The organism is Streptomyces sp. NPDC007025 (genome assembly GCF_042869455.1).
Taxonomy (GTDB): Bacteria; Actinomycetota; Actinomycetes; order Streptomycetales; family Streptomycetaceae; genus Streptomyces.
Map to the genome: position 1 here is coordinate 63,220 of NZ_JBIAFT010000005.1, position 12,891 is coordinate 76,110.

A 12,891-nucleotide genomic window follows, 5' to 3' on the forward strand; every position below is an offset into this window, starting at 1 on the left:
ACGGGCGCGGGCCCGGGGGCTAGCGCAGTGACCTGACGAGCACGTCGAAGGCCGGGGTGCGCGGGGTGATGGGCGCGTAGTGGCCCACGCCGGGCAGCAGGTGCAGCCGGGCGCCCCAGTTGTTGGCGTAGCGGCGGGACAGCTCGATGGGCACCTCCCGGTCGGCGGTGCCGTGCAGGATCTCCACCGGCGTGCGGGGCAGCAGCCGCATCGGGTCCGCCTCCGCCAGCGCTGCGGCGACCCGCTCCTCGCCCCCGAGGAAGTCGGAGACGACTCCGCCGTTCAGCCGCGTCGCATGGGCCCGCTCCAGGTCGGCGACCGGCGCCGCCACCACCACCCGCCCGGCGGCCCGCTCCCGCGCGGCCGCCGCCCACAGCGCGAGGTGTCCGCCCGCCGAGTGGCCGAACAGCACGCTGGGCGGAGCGCCCAGCAGGTCGAGCGCGGCACCGACGTCCTCGGCGGTCGCGGGCCAGCCGCCGCCTCCGCCCACCCTGCGGTACTCGACCAGCGCCACCGGTATGCCCTGGCCCGCCAGGGCCGCGGCGAACGGCGACAGATGGCTGCGGTCCCACTGCTCGCGCCAGAAGCCGCCGTGCAGCAGCACCACCCGGCCACCGCTCGCGCCCTCCCCGTACAGATCGACGACCTGCGAGGGATGCGGCCCGTACCGCTCCTGGCGCTCCGGGGGCGCCGCCGGGAGAGCCAGCAGCGCCTTCTCCTCGTCCTGGCTCATCGTGCTCCCCCGATCACTTCGCCCAGGACGCGGGCGGCACGCTCGGCGTCCCGGAACGAAGTGTAGAGCGGGGTGAACCCGAAGCGCAGGACACCGGGGCGGCGGAAATCCCCGACGACGCCACGCGCGATCAGCTCCCGCATCACCGGTTCCGCCTGCTCCGGCGGATCGCACAGCAGCGCGATCTGGCTGCCGCGCCGGGCGTGTTCGGCCGGGGTCAGGGACCGGACACCGAGCGCGCCGCCGGCCGCGTGGGCGGCGACGCAGCGCAGGAAGAAGTCCGTGAGCGCCAGCGACTTCGCCCGCACGTCCTGGATCCGCACCCCGTCCCAGACGCCGAGCGCGCTCTCCAGCGCGGCCATCGAGAGGATGTCGGGGGTGCCCACCCGGCCGCGTACCGCACCGCTCGCGGGCGTGTAGTCCGGCGCCATGGCGAACGGGTCGGCGTGCGAGTTCCAGCCGGGCAGCGGAGAGTCGAACCGCTCCTGCAAGGCGCCGCGCACATAGAGGAAGGCGGGCGAACCGGGCCCGCCGTTGAGGAACTTGTAGGTGCAGCCCACCGCGAAGTCCACACCGTGCGCGTCCAGGTCCACGGGCAGCGCACCGGCGCTGTGGCACAGGTCCCAGACCGTCAGGGCGCCCGCCGCGTGCGCGGCGGACGTGAGCGCGGGCAGCGCGCGGAGCTCTCCGGTGCGGTAGTCGACGTGGTTGAGCAGCACGGCGGCGGTGCGCGGGCCCAGCGCGGCGGGCACCTCCTCGGGCGGTACGGCGCGCACCGTGCAGCCGGTGAGCCGGGCCGCGGACTCGGCGATGTAGCCGTCGGTGGGGAAGGTCGCCGCGTCCACCAGCAGCTCACCGCGGTCCGGGTCCTGCTCCCGGGCGACCCGGACCGCGCCGACCAGCGCCTTGAGGAGGTTCACGCTCGTCGAGTCGGAGACGACGACCTGCCCCGGCCCGGCGCCGACGAGCGGCGCCACCAGCTCGCCGACCCGCTCCGGCATCGTCCACCAGCCGGACTCCGCCCACGAGCGGATCCGCAGCCGGCCCCACTCGCGGGAGACGACGTCCACGAGCCGCGCCTCGACGCCCTCGGGCAGTGCGCCCAGGGAGTTCCCGTCCAGGTAGACGGTGGCGGGGTCGAGCACGAACCGCTCCCGCAACGCGGCGAGCGGGTCCGCGGCGTCCAGGGCCAGTGCTTCCGCGGCGAGCGCCTCGGCGGCCGGGCCCCGGTCGGCCGGCCCCTCGGCGGCCGGCCCCTGGGCGGCGGGGGCGTCCGCGGCTTCGGCGGGTCCGCGCTCAGACATGGCTGCGCGCCGTCCACAGCTCGGGGAACACCTGCTTGGCCGCCCGCTTCTCCAGCCAGGCGACCCCGGACGAGCCGCCGGTGCCGACCTTGGCACCCATCGCCCTGCGGGTGGCCACGAGATGGTCGTTGCGCCAGCGCCACACCAGCTCGGCGACCTCGGTCAGTGCCTCGCCCAACCGGTGCGCCGCGGCGCCCGGGTCACCCGCGTAGACGCGCACCCAGACCGCCTCGACCCCCGGGTCGGGCTCGTAGCGGGCGGCGACGTCCCGGCGCAGCACCGGCTCGGGGACCTGCGCGCCGTGCCGGGCCAGGAACCGCAGCGCCTCGTCGTAGAGGCTCGGCTCCTGGAGCGCCTTCTCCAGCTCGGCGTGCACCCGCGGCGCCCCCCGGTGCGGCACCAGCATGGAGGCCGACTTCTCGCCCAGCAGGAACTCCATCCGCCGGTACATCGCGGACTGGAAACCGGACCCGTCCCCCAGCGCCGCCCGGTAGGCGTTGAACTGGGCGGGGGTGAGATGCGCCAGCGGCTCCCAGGAGGCGTTGAGCGACCGCAGCTCGTGGGTGGAGCGCTTCAGGGCGGCCAGCGCGCCCTCCGTGTCGTCCCGGCGCAGCGCCGCGGCGGCCGTCTGCCACTCGTGCACGATGACGGTGAACCACAGCTCCATCACCTGGGTGGTGACGAGGAACGCCAGCTCCCCGGGATCGTCGGAGAGCGGCTCCTGGAGGTGGGTGAGGACGTCCGCGCGGACATAGTCCTCGTACGGTGTGGTGCCCGCGAAATCCAGTACCGGGGCCTCGGGGTCGTGTGACATCGCTGTCTCCACTCGCTGTGCGTCCGGGTAGCGGTCCGCCCCTTCCGGATAGACATCGGAGCCCCGGTCCCCTCGGGCCTCTGCGGGCCCGAGGGGCATCATGCGCGCTACGCGGCGGCGGCGGCAAGGTCACCGGCTGTACGCAGGCACCCTCACCGCCGCCGTGCACCCGCCGGCCACCGGCCGCGGGCTCAGCCCAGGGTCGCGGCGGCGGTGGGCGAGCTCTCCTTCAGGAAGGAGGAGCAGCGCTCGTACTCATCCTGCTCCCCGATCGCCTCGGCCGCACGCGCGAGGGCGTGCAGCGCGCGCAGGAAGCCCCGGTTCGGCTCGTGCTCGAACGGTACGGGCCCGTGCCCCTTCCAGCCGTTCCGGCGCAGCGCGTCCAGCCCGCGGTGGTAGCCGGTGCGCGCGTAGGCGTACGACTCCACGACGCGGCCCGCCTCGAACGCGTCGTCGGCGAGCTGTGCCCACGCCAGCGACGAGGTGGGGTACTGCGCGGCGACCTCGGAGGGCGCCGTCCCGGCGGCGAGCAGCTCGCGCGGCCCGGGGTCGTCGGGAAGGTGGGTCGGGGGCGGACCCCCGAGCAGGTTCTCGTGAATGGCCATGGCCCCAGTGTGCCTGTACCTGTCCGCGCAGCGGACACCGCGCCGCCACCCGTGGCCCGGCCGCGGAAGGGCCCCCGGCGTACCGGGGGCCCTTCCAGGAGGTCGCGTGCCGTCCGGCCTCGCGCGGCGGGGGCGTACCGCGCGCGGGGCGTCGCGGACGGGCGCGGGGCTACTTCATGCGGGTGCCGGTGGAACGGAGGTTGCCGCAGGCGGTCAGGACGCGCTCGGCCATCCCCTTCTCGGCGGCCTTGCCCCAGCTCCGCGGGTCGTAGACCTTCTTGTTGCCGACCTCGCCGTCGATCTTCAGCACGCCGTCGTAGTTGCTGAACATGTGCGCGGCGACCGGCCGGGTGAAGGCGTACTGGGTGTCGGTGTCGAGGTTCATCTTCACCACGCCGTTCTGCAGCGCGGTGGCGATCTCCTCCTCGGTGGAGCCGGAGCCGCCGTGGAAGACGAAGTCGAACGGCTGGCTGCCCGCGGGCTTGTCGAACTTCTCGGAGACGCCCTGCTGGAGGTCCTTGAGCAGTTCGGGGCGGAGCACCACGTTGCCCGGCTTGTAGACGCCGTGCACGTTGCCGAAGGAGGCGGCGAGCAGGTAGCGGCCCTTGTCGCCGAGGCCGAGCGCCTCGGCGGTGCGGACGGCGTCCTCGACCGTGGTGTACAGCTCGTCGTTGATCTCGTGGGTGACGCCGTCCTCCTCGCCACCGGTCGGGGTGATCTCGACCTCAAGGATGATCTTGGCGGCGGCCGCCTCGGCGAGCAGCTCCTGGCCGATCGCCAGGTTGTCCTTGAGCGTCTCGGCGGACCCGTCCCACATGTGGGACTGGAAGAGGGGGTTCTCGCCCCGCTCCACCCGCTCACGGGAGACCGCCAGCAGCGGGCGGACGTAGCCGTCGAGCTTGTCCTTGGGGCAGTGGTCGGTGTGCAGGGCGATGTTCACCGGGTACTTCTTCGCGACGATGTGCGCGAACTCGGCGAGCGCGACCGCGCCGCTGACCATGTCCTTGCTGTACTGCCCGCCCAGGAACTCGGCCCCGCCCGTGGAGATCTGCACGATGCCGTCGCTCTCCGCCTCGGCGAAGCCGCGGAGCGCGGCGTGCAGCGTCTGCGACGAGGTGACGTTGATGGCGGGGTAGGCGAACGTGCCCTCCTTCGCCCTGTCGAGCATCTCGTTGTAGACCTCGGGGGTTGCGATGGGCATGAGACCGCTCCTTGGGGGTGCGTGGTGATCCGGCTTCGGCTCAACGGAACGACGTCATCGTCGTGCCCATCTTCCCAGACGGGGCCGGATGCTCCGGACGAGTGAGTTCACAAATGCACTTAATGCGCACTACGGCGCGCTGATCGCGGTTCCGCGCGAACACATTCCACCCGAATGCGTTTCACGTGAAACAGCAGCCACGGACGGACCGGACGCTCAGACCAGTTCGAGGTCCGCCAAATCGAACGCATGGACATACGGCACTCCGGCCCGCTCCATCGCCCCGGCCGCGCCGCGCTCCACGATGGTCGCCACCGCCACCACCTCGGCACCCGCCTGCCGGGCCGCCTCGACGGCGGTCAGCGGCGAGTTCCCGGTCGTCGAGGTGTCCTCCACGATCAGCACCCGGCGCCCCGCCACATCCGGGCCCTCGATTCGGCGCTGCAACCCGTGCGCCTTGCCCGCCTTGCGGACGACGAACGCGTCGAGGTGCCGGCCACGGGCGGCGGCGGCGTGCAGCATCGCCGTCGCGACCGGGTCGGCCCCCAGCGTGAGGCCGCCCACCGCGTCGAAGTCCAGGTGCTCCGTCGCATCCAGCATCACCTGGCCCGCGAGGGGCGCCGACTCCCCGTCCAGGGTGACCCGGCGGAGGTCGACGTAGAAGTCGGCCTCCGCACCCGAGGAGAGGGTGACCCGGCCGTGCACCACGGCCTTGTCCTTGATCTGCCGCAGCAGCGCGGCGCGCACGTCGTCGTTCATGGGACCTCAGCCTATGCGCCCCCGGCCCGCGCCCCGGCAACCACCACCTACAGCCGCTGCCAGCTCCACGTGGTCGTCAGCTCCAGCGGGTCCAGCGGGGTCACCTGGCGCGGGTGGGAGTTGAGCCCGTTGGGGGGACCGCTCTGCGGCTCCACGCAGACGGCCTCCGCCGGCTCGTCGTAGACCACCACGTACTCGGCGCGCGAGGTGATGCGCAGGGACAGCTCGGAGGGCCAGGTGAGGGTGGCGTCGACACCGCCGGGCATCCCGAAGCAGTCGTCCCACGGCCCCGGCTGCGGCGCGATCCGCTTACCGGTCGGGATGTGGTCCTCGCCCCGCTCCTCCTGCCACTCCGGCGAGAAGTCGAGCCGGACGTCCTCCCCGCCCTCGCCGAGATTGCGCAGGAACCAGGGGTGCCATCCGGCCTGCGCCGGGAAGGAGACGTCGAAGGTCTCGACGGCGAGCTTGAGGGTGAGCGAACCGCCGTCCTCGGCGAGCTCGACGACCTGGGTCACCCGGCCCTCCCAGGGCCACGGGTCGGTCAGGTCGTAGGTGAAGGACGCCTTGGTGTCGGTGCCGCCGGGCGTCTGACGCCAGACCGCGTCGCGGACGGTGCCGTGGAGGGCGTGCGGGCCCGCCCCGGCCGCCGGCCGGGAAGCGCCCCCGTTCAACGGGAGTTGGAACATCTCGCCGCCGTTGCGGAACCGCCCCTGCGCGGTGCGGCCGCACCAGGGCGCCATCACGAAGGAGCCGTACTGCGGCCCCTGGCGCAGGAGTTCGGTGCCGCCCACCCGGAGGGAGGCGAGCCGGCACCCGCGCCCGGGTTCGACCGACACCTCGGTCCCCTGGGCGCTGAGCACAACGGACGTGGCTTCTGGGGAGGTGGGCAGATCAGTCATACAGCGACCATAACGGCGGTGTCAGCGACCCCGCCGCAAGACCCGCTGTCAGCGCCGTCGCCGGAGCGCCCGGCCGAGCACGACAGCGCCCGCCACCATCGCGGCGGCGGCCGGTGCGGCCCAGCGCAGGGTGGCGGTCGCCGAGCCCTGCTCCGGGGCCGGGACCGGGGCGTAGCGGCCGCGCGGCGGGGCGTGGTCCACCTCCTCCGCGCTGCGCCCGATCATCGTGCGCCGGGCGTGCGCGGCCTCCGCGTTGAGCCCCTCCGGACCGCCGTCGGGCCCCTCCGGACCACCCGGCTCGTCCGCCCCGGCTGTCCCGCCCGTTCCCTCGGCCGCGTCGAGCTCCGACTCCTCGTCGCGGCCCAGCGACGAGGGCGGCACCTCGGTCTCGAACAGCGGGGTGCGCTCCGGCTCCGGTTCCGGCTCCGGGATCCCCGGGATCGCCCGTTCGTTGTCGCCGGGTGCGCCGATACCGCCCGCGACCGGGCCCTCGCGGCCCTCCGGTCCACCGTCGCCGGACCCGCCACCGGACGCTTCCGCCTCCGGACTGCCCGCGGGCGGTTCGGCGCGGATGCTGTCGCCGAGGGCCGCGGCGAACCTGTCGAGCAGCCGCACCCCCGCCGACGTGGCCGTCTTCTGCTCGAACGCGGCGAGCCTGCCGGTACCGGTCACCGTGCCGACGCAGACCAGCGCGGTGCCCTCGCCGTCGTCGGCCGACCGGGGCTCGACGGAGAGCGCGAGTTCGACGGTGCCCGCACCACGGGCCTCGCCGCCGCTGCCCTCGACCTCCAGCCGCTCCAGCGCGTCGGGAGCCGCCGCGGGGCCGGTGCCACCGTGCGGAGTGAGGGTGAGAGCGCCGCGGTAGGTGATGGTCGAGCCGCCGATCCGGACCTTCAGCCGGCCGGCCACCCGGTCGGCCCCCCGCTCGTCGGCCTGCTCCTGCTGCTCCTGCTGGAAGCCGGGCACGCAGCGGGCGACACGGGCGCTGTCGGTGAGGGCGGCCCGCACCGAGCCGACGGAAAGCGGTACGTACACCTCGTGCTCCATGGGCCGGAGCCTATTACCCAGCGGTGCGGCGCACATATGACCGGGCCGCATCTTTCCCGCACCCGTGTTGGGCGGGACCACCCACCTCGGGCCGGAAGCGGCACGGTCAGCCGGTCGGCCCGGCGCGGCCGGCCCGGTCAGCCCGGATAGCGCGGGTGCATCAGCGTGGAGGGACGGGCCTGCGGATCGCCCTCCGGCAGCGAGACGGTCCGGCCCCCGGGCAGTTCGCAGTCCTGCGGCGCGGGCCGGGCGTGCCGGGCCAGCAGGAACCCGCCGTCTTCGGCGGCGTCCGGGTAGGGGCAGGGGCTCAGCCCGGCGGCCCGCAGGGTGGCGTGCACGGTCCAGAAGGCGCGGGCCCGCTCGGCGGGCGCGCCCGCCCGCACGGCGAGGCGCCCCTCCTCGGCGAGCAGGCGTTCGGCAAGACCGTAGAACTCCTGCGAGTACAGCTCGGGACCGGCGACCCGCGGGGCGGCCAGCGCGGAGACCACCACATCAAACGGGGCGGCCCCGGAGCGCACCCGGTCCCGCAGCCAGTCGAAGGCGTCGGCCCGTACGAACCGCACGCGCCGGTCCTCCAGGGCTCCGCCGTTGAGGGCGCGCAGCCCCGGATCCCGCCGCGCGAGCCGGACGACACCGGGGTCGCTCCCCACCACCGTGACCTCGCGCACCTCCGGATAGCGCAGCACCTCGCGCAGCGCGACCCCGTCGCCGCCACCGACGACCAGCACCCGGGCGCGCGGGCCGCCGGACAGCGCGGGCCGGACCAGGGCCCGGTACTCGGCGCGGGCGCTGCGGCCCCGCAGCACCAGCGCACCGTCCCGGAACAGCCGCAGCTCGCCCGCCGCCGGCCACTCGCCGCGGGTCGCGCCGCCGGTCAGGACGAGTTCCTGCCGGTCGGTGCGCACGGCCACCCGGACGTCCTCGCCGAACACCGCCTGCCGCGCGGCGTGTTCGAACGGCCCGGCGAACGCCGTGCCCGCGAGCAGCAGGAGGAGTACGCAGCCGTTGGCCGCCAGGAGCCGGCGGCGCACCGGGCCGGTCAGATCGTGGCGGAAGAGCCACTGCACGACCAGACCTCCGGCCACCGCGTTCACCACCCCGGTGAGCAGCGCGCCGGTCAACTCCCCGGCCAGCGGCAGCAGCAGGAACGGAAAGGTCAGCCCGCCGACCAGCGCCCCCACGTAGTCGGCTGCGAACAGGTCGGCGAGGGCTCCGCCGGGGTCCTGCGCGCGGATCCGCTGGATCAGGGTCATCAGCAGCGGCATCTCCGCGCCGATCAGCACGCCGATGGTGAAGGAGATGACGACCAGCGCCACCCGGGCTCCGCCCAGCCAGGCGAAGGAGGCGTACATCCCCATCGCCGAGCCGCCGCCGACCAGCGCGAGCAGCGCCTCGACACAGCCGAAGCCCGCGGCGGCGTGGCAGCGCAACCGCTTGGCCAGCAGCGAGCCGACACCCATCGCGAAGACCATGACGGACAGGACGACGGACGCCTGGGTGACCGAGTCCCCGACCAGCGAGGAGGCCACGGCGACCAGTTCGAGTTCGTAGACGAGACCGCAGGCCGCACACACGAACACCGAGGCGAGGACGAGGCCGCGCCCGAACCCCGCGGGGACGGGCAGCCGCGGGCTCTCCACGGAGGGCGGTGGACGGTCGATCATGGGTGCACGCTACGTCACATCATAGACACCTTAGGTCACTCACATGAGTGCTTCCGGGGTGGTCGGTCTCCCCACCGGGCAGGGCCCGGAGAGGTGCGCGGCGCACCGCGCGCCGAGCCGTCCCGGGCCGCGCCGCGCGGGCCGTACCGGGCCGTGCGCCGCGCCGGATCGCCTCAGGCCATGGCCGGACCGCGGCGGAGCGGGATCACGGAGGCCCCCTCCGGCCCCGGGGCTCCGCCCGTCCCTCTCCGCGCCCGGGTGGCCACCCGGGTCCGGGTCGAGACCAACGACCCCTCCTGCGGATAGGAATGCCAGGTGCGCCAGCGGATCTGCCCCTCGTGCCGCTGGACCAGCAGCGCGGTGAAGGCGCTCGGCGCCCCGGGGAACGTCCCCGCGAATCCGTTGGGGTGATCCGCGACCAGCGCCAGCAACTCCTGCGCGCGCCCGGAGAACGAGCTGGGCGACAGCCGCTCGACGCGGGCCGCGAACTCGTACTCCCACCCCGTGAAGCGTTTGGAGACGCCCAGCGGGAGCGGGGTACTGCTGCCCGGCAGGCAGGCGACGGTCTCACAGCACCCGCCGAATTCGTCGCCGAGCAGGACCTGGTGCGAGGCGCCCAACAGTCGCAACTGCACGTGGCTGCCGTCCAGTTCGACGTCCATGCAGGCGAGTGCGGGCAGCGGCGCACGACCCAGGTCCCAGGCGAGGTCGTGCGCGCGGGTGTCGGTGTAGGCGGTGTTCAAAGTGGTGAGCATGGGTCGGCTCCGCAAGCACGCAGGGAGGAGTGGGCCGCCCCACCCCTCGATCTCCCGCGCCTCCGGGCCGGGGACCAGGAGGCGCGGGGACGACAGTTCACGATTCACCGAATCACGGAAACGCCGTACCCACAGCGCTTTTACCCAGGTTCTACGGATTTCCATCCCATAGGTATGGATGAGGTCATGTGTTCCCTTCTCGCTCCACCAACACCGAGCACCCGCGGAGCTGCGGAGCGGGGCACCGCGGGGCGCGGAGCACCCGGAGGCGGGGCAGAGGCGCGGTCGTCCGGGCGCGGGCGCAGAGCCACGGAGACCGGGCGCGGGCGCAGGGCGCAGGGCGCAGGGCGCAGAGCCACGGAGACCGGGCGCGGGCCACGTCGCGCGCCGGCCGCGCGAGCGCTTCAGTCGCCGTCGCCGAACGCCCCGTCACCGCCGTACGACCCGTCACCGCCGTACGAAGTGTCGCCGTCGCCCGACGTGTCCCCGCCCTGCGAAACGCCACCCTCGTACACGGGGCCGCCGCCGGTCGGGATGTCGCCGTCGTACGCGCTGCGGTTGCCGCGGCCGCCTCCGGCCCGCCGGGAGCCGCCGCGGGGCGGGCGGCGCCGCGGGCGGCCGGAGAGGGCCGGCCTGGCGAGCACCGCGACGAGGGCGAAGGCGGTGACGATGCCGACGAACACCAGAACTTGGGACATGAGCGCTTCCCCCTCGAAGTTCTGTGAACGGCAATTCCCTTCTCGTGCAACCGTGCTGCCGTCCGCAGGCGTAGTCGGCTCCTGCCCGCTGCCGCGGGTGGGCAATGCCGGGTTGAGGAAGACCAGAGCTTGCCGGAGGATGGCTGCCATGACTGCTGGCCACGCCGCCGCCCCGGGAGCGCCGGGGGCCGCGGACGCCACCCGGACGGAGTCCGGCCAAGGGCGCCCGCTGCTCAACCGCCGCCTCGCCGGGTTCGGCACCACGATCTTCGCCGAGATGTCCGCGCTCGCCGTCCGGACCGGCGCGATCAACCTGGGCCAGGGCTTCCCGGACACCGACGGCCCCGAGGAGGTCCGGGAGGCCGCGGTCCGTGCCCTGCGGGACGGCCGGGGCAACCAGTACCCGCCGGGTCCCGGCATCCCCGAACTGCGCACGGCCGTGGCCGACCACCAGCAGCGCTTCTACGGCCTGCGCTACGACCCCGACACCGAGGTACTGGTCACCGCGGGCGCCACCGAGGCCATCGCCGCCTCGCTGCTGGCGCTGGTCGAACCCGGGGACGAGGTCATCGCCCTGGAGCCGTACTACGACTCCTACGCGGCTTCCATCGCGATGGCGGGCGGCACCCGGGTGCCCGTCACCCTGCGCCCCCGGGACGGCGCCTACCACCTCGACCTGGACGAACTGCGGGACGCCGTGACCGACCGCACCCGGCTCCTCCTCCTCAACACCCCGCACAACCCCACCGGCACCGTGCTGCGCCGCGACGAGCTGGCCGCCGTCGCCGAACTGTGTGTGGAGCGCGACCTGCTCGCCGTCACCGACGAGGTCTACGAGCACCTCGTGTTCGACGGCGCGCACCACCCGCTGGCGGGCTTCCCCGGGATGCGGGACCGCACGGTCACCATCTCCTCCAGCGGGAAGACGTTCTCCTTCACCGGCTGGAAGGTCGGCTGGGTCACCGGCACCCCCGCCCTGGTGACCGCCGTACGCGCGGCCAAGCAGTATCTGACCTTCGTGTCGGCGGGCCCCTTCCAGTACGCCGTCGCGGAGGCCCTGGCACTGCCCGACAGCTACTACACCGACCTGCGCGAGGGCCTGCGCCGCCGCCGGGACCTGCTGGCCGGCGGACTGGAGGAAGCGGGCTTCGCGGTGCACCGCCCGCAGGGCACCTACTTCATCACCACCGACATCCGCCCGCTCGGCGCCGCCGACGGGGTCGCCTTCTGCCTCGCCCTCCCCGAGCGCGTCGGCGTCGTCGCCGTCCCCACCCAGGTCTTCTACGACCACGCGGCAGAGGGCGCCCCCTACGTCCGCTTCGCGTTCTGCAAGCGGGAGGACGTGCTGGACGAGGCCGCGCGGCGGCTGCGGGGTGTGGCGGGCGCCGACTGACCACCCGCCCCCCGTTCCGCGGGTCCCGCGCGCCGGTCCGGGGAGTCTCCCGGCTCGGGATGCCGCGCGGTACCTGACGGGTGTCAGGGGTCCGGCGGGCACCGGGGAACGGGAGCCGAAGGAGCGGGGCGAGGAGCCGGGGAGCGGGCACCGGCACGGTGCGGGCCGGGCTCCGGGGAAGCGGACAGGCGAAGGGCCGGGCGCATCCCCAGGATGCGCCCGGCCCTTCGGGAACTCGGGGTGCCGACGCCGTTACGCGTCGCCGCCGTCGCCCTCGGAGGAGTCGATGTCCTTCTCCAGGCCGAACTGCTCCACCAGCCACTTGTCGAACTCGATGCTGGCACGCACCCAGCTGACCGTGGACGAGACGAAGTGCTCCAGCGAGACGCCCGTGCCCACCAGCATCTGCGCCTCACCGATCAGCCGGACGCTGCCGTCGTCGTGGGTGTGGCTGTAGACCTTGGGCCACAGGGTGCGGCGGTTCCAGTCGTCGATGGCCTCCAGCAGCTTGGGCTTGTCCTCGATGGTGTGCGGCCGGTCGTAGAACGTACGGACCGAGAAGACCTGCTGCTCCGCCTCACCCCGGAACATGAAGTAGGTGCGGAACTCCTCCCACGGCGCCGCGAGGTCTCCCTCGTCGTCGACGACGTACTTCAGCTCCATCTGGTCCAGGAGCTGCTTGACGAGGTCCTGGTCGGGGATGATCGGTCCGGTGGGACCGGACTCCTCCGGCTCCTCGGGCTGGCCCCCGAAGTTCGGGATCGAGGACGGGTCGATGCTCACGTGGGTGTTCCCTTCATACGGCTTCGGTCATCCTCCCGCACGGGCCCCCCGCGGTGACAACCCTGGGGGTGCGGCCCGGCCGGAGGCAGCGGAGGGGCGGCGCCCGCTGCGTGCGGCACCCCGCCACCCTTTCACCGTTTCACCGGTTCCGGCACCGACGCCCCGGAATGCCCGGGGCGGCCGGGCGGGCCGCGCTGTCCGGGGTGCCGGGCCCGGGGATGCGGTAGGCAGCTGCG

13 protein-coding genes are annotated in these 12,891 nt (G+C 74.0%); 1 reads left to right on the top strand and 12 read right to left on the bottom strand.

Annotated features, from left to right (window positions below):
- Positions 1-19: 19 nt before the first annotated feature.
- The 11 genes from ACFYMO_RS11315 to ACFYMO_RS11365 form a co-directional block, all read right to left on the bottom strand.
- On the bottom strand, positions 20-733 hold the full coding sequence (locus ACFYMO_RS11315) for an alpha/beta fold hydrolase (RefSeq protein ID WP_366772981.1): 714 nt from the start codon (positions 731-733) through the stop codon (positions 20-22).
- Positions 730-2,037 carry a kynureninase gene (gene kynU, locus ACFYMO_RS11320; RefSeq protein WP_366772982.1) on the bottom strand — a complete coding sequence of 436 codons (1,308 nt, stop codon included), beginning with the start codon at positions 2,035-2,037 and terminating at the stop codon, positions 730-732. The genes ACFYMO_RS11315 and kynU overlap by 4 nt, the downstream gene beginning before the upstream one ends.
- A complete protein-coding gene (locus tag ACFYMO_RS11325) occupies positions 2,030-2,851 on the bottom strand; it encodes a tryptophan 2,3-dioxygenase family protein (protein WP_366772983.1) in 822 nt (273 codons plus the stop codon). Before ACFYMO_RS11325 ends, kynU begins: the two co-directional genes overlap by 8 nt.
- Positions 2,852-3,042: 191 nt before the next feature.
- Positions 3,043-3,456, bottom strand: a complete 414-nt coding sequence (locus ACFYMO_RS11330) for a DUF3151 domain-containing protein (RefSeq protein ID WP_074998940.1) — start codon at positions 3,454-3,456, stop codon at positions 3,043-3,045.
- Positions 3,457-3,625: 169 nt separating this feature from the next.
- Positions 3,626-4,657, bottom strand: a complete 1,032-nt coding sequence (fbaA, locus tag ACFYMO_RS11335; RefSeq protein WP_366772984.1) for a class II fructose-bisphosphate aldolase — start codon at positions 4,655-4,657, stop codon at positions 3,626-3,628.
- 216 nt (positions 4,658-4,873) lie between these two features.
- On the bottom strand, positions 4,874-5,416 hold the full coding sequence (pyrE, locus tag ACFYMO_RS11340; RefSeq protein WP_366772985.1) for an orotate phosphoribosyltransferase: 543 nt from the start codon (positions 5,414-5,416) through the stop codon (positions 4,874-4,876).
- Positions 5,417-5,463: 47 nt separating this feature from the next.
- Positions 5,464-6,315 carry an aldose 1-epimerase gene (locus ACFYMO_RS11345; RefSeq protein WP_366772986.1) on the bottom strand — a complete coding sequence of 284 codons (852 nt, stop codon included), beginning with the start codon at positions 6,313-6,315 and terminating at the stop codon, positions 5,464-5,466.
- Positions 6,316-6,363: 48 nt separating this feature from the next.
- Complete coding sequence (locus ACFYMO_RS11350; RefSeq protein ID WP_366772987.1) at positions 6,364-7,362, bottom strand: hypothetical protein; 999 nt, start codon at positions 7,360-7,362, stop codon at positions 6,364-6,366.
- A gap of 137 nt (positions 7,363-7,499) precedes the next feature.
- Positions 7,500-9,026, bottom strand: a complete 1,527-nt coding sequence (locus tag ACFYMO_RS11355; protein WP_388545767.1) for a spermidine synthase — start codon at positions 9,024-9,026, stop codon at positions 7,500-7,502.
- 173 nt (positions 9,027-9,199) lie between these two features.
- Entirely contained in the window at positions 9,200-9,781 is a 582-nt protein-coding gene (locus tag ACFYMO_RS11360; protein WP_366772989.1) for a DUF2617 family protein, read from the bottom strand.
- 404 nt (positions 9,782-10,185) lie between these two features.
- Entirely contained in the window at positions 10,186-10,479 is a 294-nt protein-coding gene (locus ACFYMO_RS11365) for a hypothetical protein (RefSeq protein ID WP_366772990.1), read from the bottom strand.
- A gap of 148 nt (positions 10,480-10,627) precedes the next feature.
- Here ACFYMO_RS11365 and ACFYMO_RS11370 point away from each other — a divergent pair, with 148 nt between their 5' ends.
- A complete protein-coding gene (locus ACFYMO_RS11370; protein ID WP_366772991.1) occupies positions 10,628-11,872 on the top strand; it encodes a pyridoxal phosphate-dependent aminotransferase in 1,245 nt (414 codons plus the stop codon).
- 252 nt (positions 11,873-12,124) lie between these two features.
- On the opposite strand, the gene ACFYMO_RS11375 is transcribed toward ACFYMO_RS11370, so the two are convergent.
- Complete coding sequence (locus ACFYMO_RS11375; protein WP_019355036.1) at positions 12,125-12,655, bottom strand: YbjN domain-containing protein; 531 nt, start codon at positions 12,653-12,655, stop codon at positions 12,125-12,127.
- Positions 12,656-12,891: the final 236 nt, after the last annotated feature.